This is a genomic window from Paenibacillus sp. FSL R7-0340 (assembly GCF_038002205.1).
Lineage (GTDB): Bacteria > Bacillota > Bacilli > Paenibacillales > Paenibacillaceae > Paenibacillus > Paenibacillus polymyxa_B.
This window is the reverse complement of record NZ_JBBOBY010000001.1, coordinates 5087413-5105525: the sequence shown is the minus strand read 5'-3', so window position 1 is coordinate 5105525 and position 18113 is coordinate 5087413. Positions and strand designations below refer to the sequence as shown.

Annotated in this window: 12 protein-coding genes; all 12 read left to right on the top strand. The window is 52.0% G+C overall.

Annotation, left to right across the window (positions count from 1 at the left end):
• The first annotated feature begins 69 nt into the window (after positions 1-69).
• Positions 70-3327 (top strand): GH32 C-terminal domain-containing protein, encoded by a 3258-nt coding sequence (locus MKX59_RS22675; protein WP_340858978.1) that lies wholly within the window; start codon positions 70-72, stop codon positions 3325-3327.
• A 271-nt stretch (positions 3328-3598) separates the two neighbouring features.
• Positions 3599-5098, top strand: a complete 1500-nt coding sequence (gene nifB / locus MKX59_RS22670; protein ID WP_023987269.1) for a nitrogenase cofactor biosynthesis protein NifB — start codon at positions 3599-3601, stop codon at positions 5096-5098.
• 6 nt (positions 5099-5104) lie between these two features.
• The gene (nifH, locus tag MKX59_RS22665; RefSeq protein WP_023987270.1) at positions 5105-5971 is read left to right on the top strand and encodes a nitrogenase iron protein; all 867 of its coding nucleotides are present in this window, start codon (positions 5105-5107) and stop codon (positions 5969-5971) included.
• 88 nt (positions 5972-6059) lie between these two features.
• Positions 6060-7508, top strand: a complete 1449-nt coding sequence (gene nifD, locus MKX59_RS22660; RefSeq protein ID WP_076157714.1) for a nitrogenase molybdenum-iron protein alpha chain — start codon at positions 6060-6062, stop codon at positions 7506-7508.
• Positions 7505-9034 carry a nitrogenase molybdenum-iron protein subunit beta gene (nifK, locus tag MKX59_RS22655; protein ID WP_028543223.1) on the top strand — a complete coding sequence of 510 codons (1530 nt, stop codon included), beginning with the start codon at positions 7505-7507 and terminating at the stop codon, positions 9032-9034. The genes nifD and nifK overlap by 4 nt, the downstream gene beginning before the upstream one ends.
• Before the next feature lie 71 nt (positions 9035-9105).
• Positions 9106-10467 carry a nitrogenase iron-molybdenum cofactor biosynthesis protein NifE gene (nifE, locus tag MKX59_RS22650; protein ID WP_023987273.1) on the top strand — a complete coding sequence of 454 codons (1362 nt, stop codon included), beginning with the start codon at positions 9106-9108 and terminating at the stop codon, positions 10465-10467.
• Positions 10457-11764 (top strand): nitrogenase iron-molybdenum cofactor biosynthesis protein NifN, encoded by a 1308-nt coding sequence (gene nifN, locus MKX59_RS22645; RefSeq protein WP_023987274.1) that lies wholly within the window; start codon positions 10457-10459, stop codon positions 11762-11764. Before nifE ends, nifN begins: the two co-directional genes overlap by 11 nt.
• Positions 11761-12150, top strand: coding sequence for a NifB/NifX family molybdenum-iron cluster-binding protein (locus MKX59_RS22640; RefSeq protein ID WP_028543220.1), 390 nt, complete (start codon positions 11761-11763; stop codon positions 12148-12150). Before nifN ends, MKX59_RS22640 begins: the two co-directional genes overlap by 4 nt.
• A gap of 92 nt (positions 12151-12242) precedes the next feature.
• Positions 12243-13007 carry a HesA/MoeB/ThiF family protein gene (locus MKX59_RS22635; protein WP_209941081.1) on the top strand — a complete coding sequence of 255 codons (765 nt, stop codon included), beginning with the start codon at positions 12243-12245 and terminating at the stop codon, positions 13005-13007.
• Positions 12985-14121, top strand: a complete 1137-nt coding sequence (locus MKX59_RS22630) for a homocitrate synthase/isopropylmalate synthase family protein (protein ID WP_023987277.1) — start codon at positions 12985-12987, stop codon at positions 14119-14121. Before MKX59_RS22635 ends, MKX59_RS22630 begins: the two co-directional genes overlap by 23 nt.
• A 244-nt stretch (positions 14122-14365) precedes the next feature.
• The gene (locus MKX59_RS22625) at positions 14366-16102 is read left to right on the top strand and encodes an ABC transporter ATP-binding protein (RefSeq protein WP_209943596.1); all 1737 of its coding nucleotides are present in this window, start codon (positions 14366-14368) and stop codon (positions 16100-16102) included.
• On the top strand, positions 16083-17921 hold the full coding sequence (locus MKX59_RS22620) for an ABC transporter ATP-binding protein (protein ID WP_340858977.1): 1839 nt from the start codon (positions 16083-16085) through the stop codon (positions 17919-17921). Before MKX59_RS22625 ends, MKX59_RS22620 begins: the two co-directional genes overlap by 20 nt.
• Positions 17922-18113: the final 192 nt, after the last annotated feature.

Below are 18113 nucleotides of genomic sequence, written 5' to 3'. Positions count from 1 at the left end.
CTAAACAGCGGATTTTCCAATTATTTTGTAGTGGATGCGCGGTGTTGATCCGTACTAGAAGGTAGGGGGATGAAGGTGGAGTTTACTAACACGCGAACGAACCTGACCAATTGGCAGATTAAGGGACAGGGGCACAAAGAAGATAACATCCAGGGACTTTTGCTGAGGTCGGAGCCGCAGGAAAATGTGATGGCTATGTCCGGAACAACGTCTCAGGATTTTACTTTTGAGGCGGATGTGATGGTCACAGACACACAGGCGGATGCTACGCTAGTATTCCGTTCCAGTGAGGACGGGTGGTCTTCCTATATGCTCCAAATCGTGCCGGCTGCCGGATTGTTGCGGTTGCGGGATGCTGCCGGGGATATTGGAAGACTGAAAGAGGAACGTCAGGTCAATTTAAAAAAAGGAGCTATTTATCATCTTAAGGTGAGCGTAGAGGGCTCCCATCTTAAAGTGTTCTGGGATGAGGGATATAAGCCGATTATAGATGTGGTCGATACGACTTATACATCAGGATATTTGGGGCTGAATGTCTGGAATGGATCGGCGTTATTTCAGAACATTCAAGTCAGTGATATGGATACGAATCTAAGCGGACCGCTCCTGATCCGTGGAAAATGGCAACCTGACCTGAAAGGGCAAAGGGCTGAGGGAACAAGTGCAGAAGATGCATTGAAAATATATGGCTCCGCAGCTACAGACCTGGTGCTGGAAGGCGGTGTGACGCTGAATCCTTCTGAACCGGGAATGGAAGCAGGACTATTTTTCAGAGGGAGTCAGGATGGGAAAAATGGATATGTTGCTTCTGTGCAAGGCGAAGGCAATCAGGTTCGCGTACAACTGAAGAAGGCGGACGGAACGTTGATTACAAAGTCGGCGCAGACATATCAGGGTGGGTTCAGCAGCAAACACCACTTGGAAATCATCGCTCATGGAGAGCGGATTCAGGTATTTATAGATGGATATACTCCTGCGGCAATTGATATCATGGATAGCAGCAATACCAACGTCTTTGCAGGCTTGAAAGTGACCGGGGGAACTGCTTATTTTCAGGATATCTACCTTACCTCTGTCTCGAATTACTATACAGAAAAATATCGCCCGCAGTATCATTATTCTCCTGCCAGAGGCTCGGCGAGCGATCCGAACGGATTGGTTTATTTCGAGGGGGAGTATCACCTGTTCCATCAGGATGGTGGACAATGGGCGCATGCGGTCAGCCAGAATTTGCTGGATTGGAAAAGGCTTCCGTTTGCATTGAAGTGGAATGATCTTGGTCATATCTGGTCAGGCTCGGCTGTAGCCGATCTAACCAATACTTCCAGCTTGTTCGGTGACTACGGAGGAGCAGGGCTGATTGCCTATTACACTTCCTTCAATCCCGATCAGCTCAAGGGCAACCAGAGAATCGGCCTTGCTTACAGCACAGACCGGGGACGTACATGGCAATACCCGAAAGACCGCCCAATTGTAATAGAGAACCCGGGCCAAAGTGAAAACGATCCTGGCAATTGGGATTTCCGTGATCCTAAAGTAGTGTGGGATGAAGTCTATCAGCGCTGGATTATGGTAGTGTCGGGAGGCGATCATATCCGTTTTTTTACCTCCACCAACCTAATAGATTGGCGCTGGACGGATAACTTTGGTTATGGTGATTATATACGTGGTGGAGTATGGGAATGCCCGGATCTATTTCAGCTTCCGGTAGACGATGGTAATACTTCTAAATGGGTGCTGATGATTAGCACTGGAGCCAGCACAAACACTCAAGGCTCGGATGCGGAATATTTTATCGGTGAACTGACGTCTGATGGCAAATTTCAAAACGATCATTCACCGGGGAAGGTGTTGAAAACCGATTGGGGCAAGGAATTCTACGCCTCAATGTCCTTCTCCGATGTACCCGACGGGCGGCGTATCATGCTGGCATGGATGACGAATTGGGACTATCCGTTCAGCTTTCCGACTTCTCCCTGGAAGGGACAGTTTAGCATCCCGAGAGAGTTATCGCTAAAAACAACTCGTGAAGGCATCCGTTTGATACAGCATCCGATATCCGAGCTGACTTCGCTGCGTTCCCGTTTATTTGCGATAGAAAATCAAAGTGTCACGGAATCTTCTCCGAATATACTGGAAGGTTTGGATGCAGGTGCCTATGAGATTGAAGCGGTGTTCGAACTGCCTTCTGTTGGGGCTGCTTCAGCATTCGGGTTTTACGTGCGGGATGGCGGTGAGCAAAGAACGGCGGTCGGCTATACAACAGACATACAACAAATGTTTGTAAACCGTGCTGATTCAGGGCTTACAGATTTCTCTACTCTATTTTCAACGCTTCATAAAGCATTACTTGCACCTATCGGAAATCGAATCCAAATGCATATATTTGTGGACGAATCCTCGGTTGAGGTGTTTGGGAATGATGGAGAGGTCGTATTTTCGGAGATTATTTTGCCCGATTCGGCGCGAAGAGGGATGGGCTTTTACACCCAGAGTGGTGAGGTGAAGGTTGTTTCCCTCCATGTTTATGCCTTGCGGAACAGCTGGAGGCTACCAGATGCTTCGTCTGCCAGTGTGATCATGGATCACACTTATGTGGAGCTTGCGAGGGAGCAGACGAAGCGTCTGTACGCGAGTGTGGGGGATGAGTCTGGAGAAAAAGAAATCTCGCTGATTTGGGTTTCTAACAATCCTGAGATTGTAAAGATCAATGCGTCCGAGGACGGGAGTGCGTTAATGGAGGCGGTTGCCCCGGGAGAAGCTGTTGTTACGGCTTCCGATTCGGAGGATAAGGTCCGCGGTAGTACCTCGGTTAAGGTGCACGGTGGGGTGTTTCATACCAACCTTACAGGTTGGAAGCCGGATGTTTCCGCATCGCGGTGGATCGTGACAACGGATGGGATACGAGGAAGCTATATCAGCGATGCGAATTATATGGCTGCTGAGCAGGCGGAAGATTTTACGTATGAGGCTGATATGAAGCTGCATGGAAATGGAAGTGCTGGATCCATGATTTTCCGCGCCAATGCTGACGGATCGAGTGGCTATTATCTGAATTTGGACCCCAATCTGAAATCGATTCGCCTATTTTTTAAAAAAGAGGGTCAATTTGAGGAGCAGCAGGTGCTTGCCAAGGTTCCAAGATTCGTTCTGCCGGAAATGTTTCATCATATTAAAATCGTGGCAGAGGGCCTGCGCATTCGCATTGACGTAGACGGTGAGCAGGTCATCGACCTGGAAGATAGTACGTTCGCCGAGGGGCATGTGGGTGTGAATGTATTTGGAGGGCAGGCGTTTTACCAACATGTAAGGATCGAGCCAATTTGAATTTCTTATTTCAAAAGGAGAGCCGTCTTAACGGACTCTCTTTTTTTACGTCTTGATGTTATTGAGAATATATAATGTAACCGCACACATGTAAATGGTATGACATATTACCTAACGTAAAATTTGACACATATGTGAAATGAGGATAAATGTCAGAGATTTCATGGAGAAGCGAATTGACTGGATTTGTCCCTGTCTCTAAGATGTAATTATATTCCAGACAATAACAGAGATTTGTGTAAGGGAATATAACGTGGAGAGGAGGGAATGAATGGACTCTTTAGCTGATCTCTCGGAAACCCCCTTAGCATTGGAAACCCTCAGACGACATCCCTGTTATAACGAAGAGGCACATCGCTATTTTGCGCGCATTCATCTTCCAGTAGCCCCGGCATGCAATATTCAATGCCATTATTGCAACCGCAAATTCGATTGCGTCAATGAAAGCCGTCCCGGCGTTGTTAGTGAACTGCTCACGCCGGAGCAGGCGGCGAGCAAGACCTATGGCGTAGCGGCACAGCTGATGCAGCTGTCCGTTGTCGGCATTGCGGGACCTGGAGATCCGCTGGCCAATGCGGAGGCAACCTTCGATACCTTCCGCCGGGTCCGTGAGACAGTTAAGGATGTCATATTCTGTCTCAGCACGAATGGCCTTACCTTGATCAGGCATATCGACAGGATTGTAGAGCTGGGTATTTCGCATGTCACGATCACGATCAATGCTGTAGATCCAGTGGTGGGGAGCCGCATTTATGGATGGGTCTACGATGAAGGAAAACGCTATGCAGGAGAGGAGGCCGCGCGGCTGTTGATTGACCGCCAGCTGGCAGGCTTGAAGATGCTGGCTTCGAGAGGCGTATTGTGCAAGGTGAACTCGGTGCTGATTCCCGAAGTCAATGATGCCCATCTGCCGGAGGTAGCCAGGGTAGTCAAGGAGCACGGCGCAGTGCTGCACAACATTATGCCGCTCATCATCGCACCTGGTAGCCGGTATGAGCAGGAAGGGATGCGGGCTCCCCGTCCCCGTCTGGTCCGGCAGCTGCAGGAGCAATGTGCTGAAGCGGGGGCTGTCATTATGCGCCATTGCCGTCAGTGCAGGGCGGATGCGATTGGACTGCTGGGCGAGGATCGGAATCAGGATTTTACATGGGAGAACATAGCGGCTGCTCCTCCCATGGATGAAGGGGCAAGGGCACAATTTCAGAAAGAACTGGATGAGAAGGTGAGAGTGAGAATGGAACGCAAGGAGGGACAATCACACCACAAACAACCGTCAACCGGGGCTGGCTGTAGCTGCCCGTTATCGGGAGATAAGCCTGAAGCGAGCTTCACCTCAAAGCCAGTCCTAATCGCAGTGGCCAGTCGTGGCGGAGGGAAGGTGAATCAGCATTTCGGCCGTGCCAAGGAATTTATGATCTATGAAAGCGACGGGACCATCGTAAATTTCATAGGCATTCGTAAGGTGCAATCCTACTGCCACGGGAAAGCCGATTGCAATGGGGACAAGGTCGAGACGATGAAGGAGATCCTTTCCATGGTGCATGACTGTGCATTGCTGCTGTCGTCCGGCATAGGCGAAGCCCCCAAAGAGGCATTGCAGGAAGCTGGCGTGCTGCCTATTGTATGCGGCGGGGATATTGAGGAATCGGTTCTGGAATATGTGAAATTTCTGCGTTATATGTATCCTGTGCAGAGCAATAAAGGAAGTAAGCGCAATAAGGGAGTTAAGGGCAATCATTCGGATTTACCCATTAAACATTTTGGAGGCTGAGAAAATATGAGACAAATTGCGTTTTACGGTAAGGGCGGTATCGGCAAATCGACAACCTCGCAGAATACACTGGCTCAGCTCGCGACCAAATTCAAACAAAAAATTATGATCGTAGGCTGTGATCCCAAGGCAGACTCCACCCGTCTTATTCTGAATACGAAGGCCCAACAGACAGTGCTACATCTGGCTGCTGAAAGGGGCACGGTAGAGGATTTGGAGCTGGAGGATGTTGTCCAGAAGGGCTTCGGTGACATTCTGAACGTGGAATGCGGCGGGCCAGAGCCCGGTGTCGGCTGTGCAGGACGCGGCATCATCACAGCCATTAATTTTCTGGAGGAAGAGGGCGCCTACGAAGGGCTGGATTTCGTATCCTACGATGTACTGGGGGACGTCGTGTGCGGGGGCTTCGCCATGCCGATCCGGGAGAAGAAGGCTCAGGAAATCTACATCGTATGCTCAGGCGAGATGATGGCTATGTACGCTGCCAACAATATTGCGCGAGGGATATTGAAGTATGCCAACAGTGGCGGGGTGCGTTTGGGCGGCTTAATCTGTAACAGCCGGAATACGGACCTGGAAGCGGAATTGATTACAGAGCTTGCGAGAAGACTGAACACGCAGATGATCCACTTTTTGCCGCGTGACAATGTTGTACAGCACGCTGAGCTGCGCCGTATGACCGTTACCCAATATAACCCGGAACATAAGCAGGCTGCGGAGTATGAAGAGCTGGCAGGTAAGATTTTGAATAACGATATGCTAACGGTTCCCACTCCCATTTCCATGGAAGATCTGGAGGATCTGTTGATGGAATTCGGCATTATTGAGGATGAAGAAACCGCAATTAACAAAGCTGAGGCGTCCGGGCAGTAGGCTCCAGCTAGAAGGCTTAATGACGGAACCAACGTGTGATGATGGGGGGAGCTGAACGCGTAGCTCGCAGGAGGGAGGAATAGGCCAAATGAGCAGTATTGTGGATAAGGGAAAGCAGATCGTAGAGGAGATACTGGAGGTATATCCCAAGAAGGCCAAGAAGGACCGGACCAAGCATTTTGAGATCGCGGATGAGGAGCTTGTGAACTGCGGAACCTGTTCCATTAAGTCCAACATGAAATCACGGCCCGGCGTTATGACAGCAAGGGGCTGTGCTTATGCAGGCTCCAAGGGTGTGGTATGGGGCCCGATTAAAGACATGGTGCACATTAGCCATGGTCCCATCGGCTGCGGGCAATACAGTTGGGGTACCCGACGCAATTATGCGAATGGGGTATTGGGAATCGATAATTTTACCGCCATGCAGATTACAAGCAATTTTCAGGAAAAGGATATCGTGTTCGGCGGAGATAAGAAGTTGGAGGTGATCTGCAGGGAAATTAAGGAGATGTTCCCGCTGGCTAAGGGCATCTCCGTGCAATCTGAATGTCCGGTCGGACTGATTGGTGATGATATCGGGGCCGTGGCTAAGAAGATGACAGAGGAGCTGGGCATTCCGGTCATTCCTGTACGCTGTGAGGGCTTTCGCGGGGTGAGTCAGTCTCTGGGCCATCACATTGCCAATGATGCTATCCGCGATTTTCTGATGGGGCGCCGCGAGCTGAAGGAGTGCGGGCCTTATGATGTCTCCATTATCGGGGACTACAATATCGGCGGTGATGCCTGGGCCTCGCGCATTTTGCTGGAGGAAATGGGACTGCGGGTTATAGCGCAGTGGTCGGGTGACGGTACGATCAATGAGCTGGGGATTGCGCATAAATCCAAGCTCAATCTAATCCATTGTCATCGTTCCATGAATTATATGTGCACAACAATGGAGCAGGAATACGGAATTCCCTGGATGGAATATAACTTCTTCGGCCCGACCAAGACGATGGAGAGCCTAAGAGCGATTGCTGCCCGTTTTGACGAGAAGATTCAGGAAAAATGTGAGCAGGTCATTGCCCAATATATGCCGCAGATGGAGGCGGTCATCCGTAAATACCGCCCACGTCTGGAAGGCAAAAAGGTGATGCTTCTGATTGGCGGACTGCGGGCAAGGCATACCATCGGTGCCTATGAGGACCTGGGGATGGAAATTGTGGCTACAGGCTATGAATTTGCCCACAAGGATGATTACGAAAAGACATTTCCCGATGTAAAGGAAGGCACCATTCTGTACGATGATCCAACTGCCTATGAGCTGGAGGAATTGGCCCAGCGGCTGAATATTGACTTAATGGGTGCCGGAGTCAAGGAGAAATATGTGTATCACAAAATGGGCATTCCCTTCCGTCAAATGCACTCCTGGGATTACAGCGGGCCTTATCATGGTTTTGACGGCTTCAAGATTTTTGCACGTGATATGGATATGACCATAAACAGTCCAGTATGGAGCCTGCTGCCGTCCCGGCAGACTGCGGAGGTGCCGGTATGAACGAGCGTCTGAACATTGTCGATCACAATCAGCTGTTTCGGCAGGATAAATATGTGCGCCAGCGTGAGGAGAAACGGGCCTTCGAGGCCCCTTGCTCGCCAGAGGAGGTTACCGCCACCCTAGAGTACACCAAGACCAAGGAATACAAGGATAAGAATTTCGCTCGTACAGCTGTAGTCGTGAACCCGGCCAAGGCTTGTCAGCCGCTGGGAGCGGTTATGGCTGCGCTGGGCTTCGAAAAAACGCTCCCGTTCATTCATGGCTCACAGGGCTGTACGGCTTATTTCCGTAGCCATCTTGCCCGCCACTTCAAAGAGCCTGTTCCTGCCGTCTCCACCTCGATGACCGAGGATGCCGCCGTATTCGGCGGCATGCGCAACCTCATTGACGGTATAGAGAACTGTATTGCCTTGTATCAGCCGGAGATGATTGCGGTATGCACGACCTGTATGGCAGAGGTGATCGGAGATGATCTGTCTGCCTTCTTGGCTAATGCCCGTCAGGAGGGAGCCCTTCCCGAGGATATGCCGGTTCCTTTTGCCAATACCCCCAGCTTCTCCGGTTCACATATTACAGGCTATGACGCCATGCTGCGCTCTGTACTGGAGACGCTGTATAACAAGTCAGGCCGGACGCCGCAGCCTGGTCATGAATTGAAGCTGAATGTACTGCTCGGGTTTGACGGGTATACGGGCAATTTTGCGGAAATGCGGCGCATACTGGGGATGTTCGGCGCTACGTATACCATTCTGGGTGACCACAGCAGTAATTTTGATTCAGGGGCCACTGGAGAGTACAGCTACTATTACGGGGGAACGCCGCTTAAGGATGTGCCCGAGGCCGCAGATGCTGCCGGCACGTTGGCGATCCAGCAGTACTCTCTTCGTAAAACATTAGGCTATATGAAGCGAACCTGGGGGCAGCAGGTGTCTTCCATCTCCACGCCGCTGGGCATCCGCGCTACTGATTGCTTGCTTGAAGAGATCAGCCGTCTGTCCGGAAAGGAAATTCCCGAGGCATTGAAGCAGGAGCGCGCCCGAATTGTGGATGCCATGATGGATTCGCATGCTTATCTGCACGGCAAACGAGTGGCTATGGCGGGAGACCCGGATATGCTCATCGGCCTGATTGGCTTTTGTCTGGAGTTGGGCATGGAGCCGGTGCATATTGTTTGCTCCAATGGGGACCGGAAATTTGAGAAGGAAGCAGAGCTTCTGCTGAAGTCCAGCCCTTACGGTGCAGAAGCCACGGTTCATTCCGGTCAGGATTTGTGGCATATGCGTTCGCTGCTGTTCCAGGACCCGGTGGACCTGGCTATTGGCAGCTCCCACCTGAAGTTCGCGGCCAAAGAGGCGAAAATTCCTTTGCTCCGTGTGGGCTTTCCGATCTTCGACAGGCATCATCTGCATCGTTATCCGATTATCGGCTACCAGGGTGCGCTGAATCTGCTTACCCAATTCGTGAATACCGTACTGGATGTCATGGAAGAGCAGGCTCCGGATCATAGCTTTGATCTGGTGCGCTAATTGCTGTACCGCGTAGATGGAAGTTGGCAGCTATTTCAATGGATTCTATCTGAAATAAGGGGGGTGTGCGGATGGAGCCGGCTGTGTCAAACGGAAGGCTGGAGGTATCCTGCGGCAACAAAATTCCCAAAAGCACGCCCTGTCCCCGGCCTGTGCCGGGGGAGGCTTCGGGTGGCTGCTCCTTTGACGGGGCCCAGATTACACTGATCCCCATTGCAGATGCGGCTCATCTGGTGCACGGGCCGATTGCCTGTCTCGGCAATAGCTGGGAGAGCAGAGGCAGCCTGTCCAGCGGCCCGGAGCTGTCGGCGTATGGCTTCACTACTGATCTTGGAGAACAGGACATCATTTTTGGTAGTGAACAGAAGCTGCATGAATCGATCCGCTACATTGTCAGCCGCTTTGCTCCTCCCGCTGTGTTTGTCTATACAACATGTGTCACAGCTCTCACCGGTGAAGATATCGAGGGGGTCTGCAAGGCTGAATCGGAGCGGCTGGGGACGCCGATCATTCCGGTGAACAGTCCGGGATTTGTGGGGAGCAAGAATCTCGGGACCCGGCTGGCCGGAGACGTGCTGTTCCAGCATATTATCGGCAGCACCGAGCCGGAACAGACAACCTCCCATGATATCAATCTCATTGGGGAATACAATATTGCGGGCGAGATGTGGCATATCGAGCGGCTGATGCAGCAGGCGGGAATGAGTATCCTGTCCCGAATTACCGGGGACGGTCGGTTCCGTGAGGTGGGATGGGCGCATCGTGCCAAGGCCAATATGGTCGTATGCAGCCGGGCTTTGCTGGGCCTGGCAGTCCAAATGGAGCGTAAATACGGCATTCCTTATTTTGAAGGTTCATTTTATGGAGCAAAGGAGACGAGTTATTCCTTGCGGCAGATGGCTTACCTGACTGGAGATCGTGATGTAGAGCGACGGGTGGATAAGCTGGCCGCACGGGAGGAAATGAGGCTATCGCTGGAGCTGGAACCCTACCGCAAGCAGCTGAAAGGAAAGCGGGCAGTGCTCTATACCGGAGGGGTAAAGAGCTGGTCTGTCATTACGGCTTTGCAAGAGCTGGGCATTAAGGTAGTTGGTGTAGGCACGAACAAGAGTACTGCCGAGGATGTATCCCGGATCGCTGACCGTATCGGAGATGATGCGGAATACATCCCGGAAGGCGGCGCCCGGCAGATTCTCAAGACCGTACGGAGCCGCAAGGCAGACATGGTCATTGCCGGGGGCCGGAACATGTATATGGCGCTTAAGGAACAGATTCCTTTTGTGGACATCAATCAAGAACGGCACAAAGCCTATGCGGGCTATGACGGGCTGTTGTCTCTAGCGAAACAGCTTGTGCATACGCTGCAGCATCCGGTTTGGGAGCTGACCGCCAAATTGGCTCCATGGGAGGAGGAGACGGAATTTGCCGATTAAATCCGCCACGAAGCCTGTCAGTGTCAACCCGCTCAAGGTAGGACAGCCTCTGGGCGGCGTGCTGGCTCTGCAGGGGATGTATCGCTCAATGCCTTTGCTGCACGGCGCTCAGGGCTGCTCGGCCTTCTCCAAGGCGCTGCTGACTCGCCATTTTCGAGAGCCGATTGCCGTTCAGACCTCTGCGCTGCAAGAGATGGACGTTATATTTGATGCAGACCGGAATCTGGAGGAGGCGCTGGATCATATCTGGTCCAAACACCATCCAGATGTCATCGGCGTTATCAGCACGGCCCTCACCGAGGTGGCAGGCGTTGATTTTCAGTCCAGGGTAAAAGCGTTCAAGCGAGAACGGGCCTTGAAGGAAAGTCTGCTGTTTTCTGTATCGCTGCCTGATTTTCACGGTTCTCTGGAGACGGGCTACAGCAGTACAGTAGAGTCGCTAATGGATGCCATACTCGGGTTAGCCGGAGGCAAGTCCCCCAAAAAACAGCGCCGGACGCAGGTCAATCTGCTGCCGGCTTCTTATCTGACTGCCGGAGATGTCATGGAAATCAAGGATATTATCGCTTCCTTCGGCCTGGAGGTTATCACACTTCCCGATATCTCCACTTCCTTGTCCGGTCACCTGCTGACAGGTTTTTCCCCTTTGACGAGAGGGGGGACTCCGCTGGATTCAGCCTGCCAGATGCTGGAGTCTTCCTGCACCATTGCCATTGGCGCGAGCATGGAGCGTCCGGCGCGCAGGCTGACTCATGCCGCAGGCATTCCCTACCACTTGTTCACGGGTCTGTCTGGCTTGGCCGCGAGCGATGCGTTCATACATTTTCTGCAGAAAATCAGCCGCGAGCCAGCCCCTGTTCGCTTCCGCTGGCAGCGTGAAAATCTGTTGGACAGCATGCTGGATGCCCATTTCTATTATTCCGGCGCTTCCGCTGTAGTGGCGCTAGAACCGGATCATATGCTGTCGACCGCAGCCTGGCTGGAGGAGATGGGAGTGGAACTGAAACGGCTAATTACACCCTGCAGCACGCCCGCACTGCAAAAGACAGAACGGGAAGTCTGGATCGGTGATCTGGATGATGCAGAGGAGAGCGCGCAGGGCGTTGATTTGTGGATCAGCAATTCACATGGAAGAAAGGGAGCGGCACGGGCCGGGGCCTCATTCGTACCGGCAGGCTTGCCGGTGTATGACGAGCTGGGCGCCCACACATCCGTAAGCGTCGGATACCGTGGAACCATGGAGTGGGTGAACAAGGTCGGTAATGTATTGCTTGCCGAGAGGGGGAGAGGAGGGTGAAGGTTGCATTTGCGACGGAAGACGGTGTGCATGTGAATGCTCATTTTGGGCAGAGTCCCATGTTCACTGTATTCGAAATCCGGCACTCAGGCGTCCAGTTCCTGGAGCATCGGCGGATAGCCCTGGGGAGCGATGAGAACGAGGCGGGCAAGATCGCCAGCCGCATTGGCCTGATCGAGGATTGTGCCTTGATCTTCCTGGTACAGATTGGCGCTTCGGCCGCCGCCCAGGTTACCAAACGGACCATTATGCCTGTGAAGGTGGCCTTCGGTAGCACCATTGAGGAGCAGGTCCAGCGTCTCCAGAATATGCTGGCTCGTAATCCGCCCATGTGGCTTGCCAAAATCCTGCACGCTGAGGAGGGCAGCGGCAAAGCCGAATCATGAGCCTTCTGTAAGGAAGAGCAACCGTATATGATGTCAAGATCCTGCGGACCGAATATCTTAAAGGCGGGAGCCGCACATGGAGGGGTGGACGAATGGTACAGCTGCTGGAAGACAGTAGATACGGACGCCAGTTGAAGCTGCTGGGAGTGGAAGGTCAGAACAGGCTAAAGCAGGCTACTGTTATGGTTGCAGGCATCGGAGGATTGGGAGGGACAGCGGCCATGTACCTGGCCGCTGCTGGAGTGGGAAAGCTGATATTGGCCCATGAGGGCGTAATCCATCTGCCCGATATGAACCGGCAGGTGCTGATGGACAGCGGACGAATCGGGGAGGAACGGATAGAAACGGCATTGCAGCATTTGCATCGTATCAATCCGGAGACCCAGCTTGAGGGCCACGCCGACAGAATCACGGAAGAATCCTCTCGACCATGGGTAGAAGCGGCAGATATCGTGATTGATGCACGATATGACTTTCCGGAAAGATATGCGCTGAACAGACTATGTGTTCGACATGGCAGACCGATGATAGAGGCGGCCATGTACGCCTATGAAGTATCATTGATGACCATTGATCCCGGTAGGACGGCGTGCCTGGAATGTCTCTACCCAGAAGGCGGACAGCCTTGGGAGCCTCTGGGATTCCCGGTCCTGGGAGCCACCTCCGGCTTGATTGGCTGTATGGCTGCACTGGAAGCGGTCAAATGGATTACAGATGCGGGCAATCTGTTCACTGACCGCATGTACCGAATGAATGTGCTGGATATGAGCAGCTGCACCATAGCGGTCAAACGCAATCCGCGTTGTCCGTGCTGCGGAACGGGAGGGAATACAGATGAGTCGATTGCATATTTGTGATACGACACTTCGTGACGGAGAACAGGCTCCGGGCGTTGCCTTTTCGGCCGAGGAGAAAACTGAAATTGCCATCATGCTGGACTCGGCGGGGGTGGAGCAGGCTGAGATCGGAATTCCGGCAATGGGAGAGGCGGAGTGCAGGTCTATTGCCAGGATTGCTGCTCTCGGACTTCAGATGAAGCTAATGACCTGGAATCGCGCGGTGTTCACGGATATTGATGCAGCTGAATCGACAGGTGTCGGCTGGGCCCATATTTCGGTTCCCGTGTCGACGGTGCAGATGAAGGCCAAGCTGGGTATGAACCCTGAGCAGGTGACTGAGCTGATCCGCAAGTCTGTCGATTACGGTCTGTGTAAAGGATTGACTGTTTCCGTAGGCTTTGAGGATGCTTCAAGGGCAGATGACCTGTTCCTTGAGCAGTTGGCGAATCAGCTCTATAGGGATGGTATCCGGCGCTTCAGATATGCCGACACGCTGTCCGTTCACCATCCCGCTGCCATAGCTGCCCGTATAGAAAGATTTGTATCGCGTGTGCCGCAGGATGTGGAGCTTGAGATTCACTGTCATAATGATTATGGCCTAGCGCTTGCCAATACTTTGGCAGCTTTGCAGGCGGGAGCTGTCTGGGCCAGTACCACAGTGTCGGGCCTTGGGGAAAGGGCAGGTAATACGGCGCTGGAGGAAGTGGTGATGTCGTGGAGGGACCTATATCAAGGAACCTGCAGTGTCCGTCCCGAACTGCTGAACCCGCTGGCTGCACTGGTGTCCAAAGCCTCCAACCGAATCATTCCCGAAGGTAAGCCAATTGTGGGAGACATGGTATTCGCCCATGAATCCGGCATACATATCAACGGTCTGCTAAAGGAGCGCGCCGCCTATCAGGCCCTTGATCCGACCGAGCTGGGCGCTGACCATTCGTTTGTACTCGGCAAGCATTCGGGCAGAAGTGCAGTTCAATATATGCTGGAGCAGGAAGGAATCGAGGCAGGCTCCGGTGAAATCAAGTTCCTGCTGGAGCGACTTCGCCTAGTCGGTGAAGATCCCAAGCGTGTCATTCATAGCGCGGATTTAAGGCGCTGGCTGCAGTATTATCCGGCAGAGCTGCCGAAATAACCGAAAAAGCGTTCCCGTCCGGTGAGTGTGACCGTGACTGGAACGCTTTCTTGCATATCTTTTAATTTCACAACCGGAGTCTCCAATTTGCTGGTTAAACGAAGCCGTTCAGAAGGGTATAATAAAATATAGTGCTGTATAAAGTGCGTATATATGGTTTTACAGCAGACAGGTTCGAATCTTATAACCATTACACGCTGATCTGGAAGGACGGCTATGGGCAATTGGAGGAATGCTTGTGGGAATGATGTTTTCTTTTCTAAAAAAATATCGGGTTCCAGCCATCGCAGCGCTTGTGATGATGTTGCTGGAATTGACGGTAGAGCTATCACAGCCATATTTGATCTCTAAAATCATTGATGAGGGCATCCGACAGCAGGATTTGTCCGTCGTCTGGTTATGGGGCAGTGTATTGGTGGGGAGTGCCGTTATCGCTTTTATGGCGGGGATATCCAGCTCTTTTTTTGCTTCACATGCAAGTCAGGGCTTCGGCTATGATTTGCGGGAAAAGCTGTACCGTAAAGTGCAATCCTTTTCGTATCCTGTGTTTAAACGTTTTGCCACTTCGTCGCTGATTACGCGCCTGACCGGGGATGTCACGCAAGTACAGGATACGGTGTTTATGAGCCTGCGGTTTATGACACGGGTTCCGCTTGTAGTCATCGGCAGTATTGTGATGGCACTGGTTGTACATTTCAGGCTTGGGCTGCTATTGGCGGTTATGGCCCCAGTGCTGTTCGTGTTTGTGTTGGTGATGATGCGGAGGACGGTCACTTTGTTTAAAGGTGTCCAGCGACGCTTGGATGACGTTAACGGAGTGATTCAGGAGAATCTGACAGGTATCCGTCTCATCCGGGTTTTTGTGCGGATGCGGCATGAAATCGAACGTTTTGCCCATTACGGAGGCGAGTTGATGAAAGGGACGGTGTCCGCTCTACGCTGGACAGAAACGACGATGCCGTTCATTTTGTTTACGATGAATGCAGGGATTATTGCAGTACTTTGGTTCGGACGCGGCCAAATTTCCACTGGGGATGCCAGTGTAGGACAGGTGGTCGCAGTCGTCAATTATTCACTGCGGACAATTGGAGCCTTGTCTGCCTTATCAGGTATCGTTGTTGTATTTTCCCGGGCAACTGCATCTACGGGGCGGATTCGAGAGGTATTGGAAACATCTAATGAAGATGAGCAAGAGCTGGAGCCTGTTTCAACGCATCATATACGAATTGAGGGACAGGTGGAAATGGACCGGGTGAGCTTTCATTATCCGGGCAGTGATTTGGCTGTCCTAAAGGATATATCTTTTAAGGCGCGATCAGGCGAGCGGATAGCTATTATGGGGGCCACTGGCTCGGGCAAATCCTCACTTGTGCAGTTGATTACGCGTCTGTATGAAGAAGATGAAGGTTATGTGCGCTTTGACGGAAAGGATGCTCGTGAACTGGATGCGTCCATATTGCGAGAGGCTATTGGCTATGTGCCTCAGGAGGTACTGCTATTCACCGGCTCGATTCGGGATAATATTGCTTGGGGGCTGGAGAATGCCAGCCTGGAGCAAATTAAGGAAGCTGCACGGATGGCGCAAATCCATAATATGATTGAACGCTTGCCGCAAGGCTATGACACGATGCTCGGGCAGCGTGGTGTCAATCTGTCTGGCGGACAGAAACAGCGGCTTTCGATTGCCCGCGCACTGGTGCGCCAGCCGACGGTGCTGATTTTGGACGACAGCACAAGTGCATTGGATGTAGGGACAGAAGCAGCACTACTGAATGCACTCGATGGCCTGTCCTGCACGACATTTCTCATTACGCAAAAAATCAGCTCGACGGCCTCAGCAGATCAGATTTTACTGCTGGATGAGGGTCGCCTGATGGCAAGTGGAAGTCATGAGCATCTCATGGATAGCTCGGATCTGTATCGGCGTATCTATGAATCACAATACGGAAAGGAGGAGTCGCATGTTCAAGGAACTCATTGAACCGTTCCGTCAGCCTACACCGCCGTCCGGTGTGCTGCGAAATCCGGTGGGAGCGGAAGGACGCCGCAAGGCCAAAGCGAAGAACTGGTCTGGCACGTTAGGACGGATATGGGCTTATCTGGCCCGCCGTAAGGCCAAACTGATGCTGGTGCTGTTCATGGTACTGCTCAGCTCCGGGCTGGCTCTGCTGGGTCCATATCTGGTCGGCGTAGCGGTGGATGATTTTCTCGAAGGTCCGGGTGGACGCACGTGGATTTATTTTCTCATCGGATTAGGAGCTGTATATCTGCTCAACTCGCTGACCTCCTGGCTGCAAAATATCTGGATGATCGAGATTGCCCAAGAGACGGTGTACCGCATGCGTTTCGATCTGTTTTCACATTTGCATCGACTACCGATTCCTTTCTACGGCAAACGTCAGCAGGGAGAGATTATGAGCCGTCTGACCAATGATATCGAAAATGTCAGTTCTACGCTTAACAGTTCCGCCATTCAGATTTTTTCGAGTATATTGACGTTAATCGGTACACTCACGGTGATGCTGTGGTTAAGCCCGCTGATGACCCTGCTGACCTTTATCGTGGTGCCGCTAATGGCTGCCGGGATGCGCTGGATTACACGTCGCACCGGGCCCTTATATAAGGAACGCCAGAAGAATTTAGGCGAACTGAACGGATACATCGAAGAAACACTGTCTGGGCAGCAGATTATTAAAGCATTTTCGCAGGAAAAGAGAGTCATCCGTGGTTTTGGCGAGCGTAATGACCGTATTCGGCTATCGGGCTTCTGGGCACAAACGATTTCAGGCTTTATACCGAAGCTGATGAACGGACTGAATAATCTCAGCTTTGCTATTGTAGCGGGGATCGGTGGGATTTTGGCCATTCGCGGCTCCATCACTATAGGTACAATTATTGTATTCGTAGAATATGCCCGCCAGTTCACCAGACCGTTGAATGATTTGGCTAACCAGTGGAACACCCTGCTGTCCGCTATTGCCGGAGCTGAACGAGTATTTGAAATATTGGATGAAGATGAAGAGTCCAAGGATGAACGCGGCGCAGTGGAGGTAGAGCATGTGGAGGGGGCGGTGCGGTTTACGGATGTTTCCTTCGGTTATGATGAGGGAAGCGCTACGCTGGAAGGTATCTCTTTTGAAGCCAAACCTGGTGAAATGATCGCACTAGTCGGCCCGACCGGGGCAGGAAAAACGACACTGATCCAGCTCCTTTCCAGATTCTATAGCCCCGACCAGGGAACGATTACGCTGGACGGGCGCGATATCACCACCATACAGCGTGAAAGCTTGCGCTCCCGCATGGCATTTGTGCTACAGGATTCCTTCCTGTTTCAGGGGACGATTCGTGAAAATATCCGCTTCGGCAGACTGGACGCCACCGATGAGGAGGTTGAACAAGCATCGAAACTGGCTAACGCCCATTCCTTTATCATGCGGATGAAGGACGGATACGACAAGGTGTTGGAAGCGAACGGCAGCGGCATCAGTCAAGGGCAAAAACAACTGCTGGCTATTGCCCGTGCTATTTTGGCCAACCCTTCCATCCTTGTACTCGACGAGGCAACAAGCAGCATCGACACCATTACCGAGATGAAGATACAAGAAGGACTGGAGCGGCTCATGCAGGGGCGAACAAGTTTCGTCATCGCGCATCGGCTGAATACCATTCGTCTGGCTGATCGGATTCTGGTCTTAAAGGATGGCCGTTTGGAGGAGCAGGGTTCTCATGATGAACTGCTGGCTCACAAAGGCTTTTACAGTGATTTATATTATGGTCAATTGAGTAAGCAAAACTCCTAAGCCGGCTCGCGATTAACAGATTTACAGGCATACTTAAAAGGACTACCTCGGGGGTGGCCCTTTTTAAGTATGCCTTTTTACAGGTACGTACTCTTAAAGAGGCGTTTGAAATGAAGATACTGCTTTCACACCATTAAATATACCCATACCCCGTATATGTATGTTAGTATGGATGTGCAAGAATAAAATCCC

What these genes read in the sequence shown, in the direction of transcription:
- MKX59_RS22620 (WP_340858977.1), top strand. Translation starts at nt 16,083, where the DNA reads ATGTTCAAGGAACTCATTGAACCGTTCCGTCAGCCTACACCGCCGTCC.
- MKX59_RS22625 (WP_209943596.1), top strand. Translation starts at nt 14,366, where the DNA reads ATGATGTTTTCTTTTCTAAAAAAATATCGGGTTCCAGCCATCGCAGCG.
- MKX59_RS22675 (WP_340858978.1), top strand. Translation starts at nt 70, where the DNA reads ATGAAGGTGGAGTTTACTAACACGCGAACGAACCTGACCAATTGGCAG.
- nifD (WP_076157714.1), top strand. Translation starts at nt 6,060, where the DNA reads ATGAGCAGTATTGTGGATAAGGGAAAGCAGATCGTAGAGGAGATACTG.
- nifK (WP_028543223.1), top strand. Translation starts at nt 7,505, where the DNA reads ATGAACGAGCGTCTGAACATTGTCGATCACAATCAGCTGTTTCGGCAG.
- MKX59_RS22630 (WP_023987277.1), top strand. Translation starts at nt 12,985, where the DNA reads ATGAGTCGATTGCATATTTGTGATACGACACTTCGTGACGGAGAACAG.
- nifB (WP_023987269.1), top strand. Translation starts at nt 3,599, where the DNA reads ATGGACTCTTTAGCTGATCTCTCGGAAACCCCCTTAGCATTGGAAACC.
- nifH (WP_023987270.1), top strand. Translation starts at nt 5,105, where the DNA reads ATGAGACAAATTGCGTTTTACGGTAAGGGCGGTATCGGCAAATCGACA.
- MKX59_RS22635 (WP_209941081.1), top strand. Translation starts at nt 12,243, where the DNA reads ATGGTACAGCTGCTGGAAGACAGTAGATACGGACGCCAGTTGAAGCTG.
- nifE (WP_023987273.1), top strand. Translation starts at nt 9,106, where the DNA reads ATGGAGCCGGCTGTGTCAAACGGAAGGCTGGAGGTATCCTGCGGCAAC.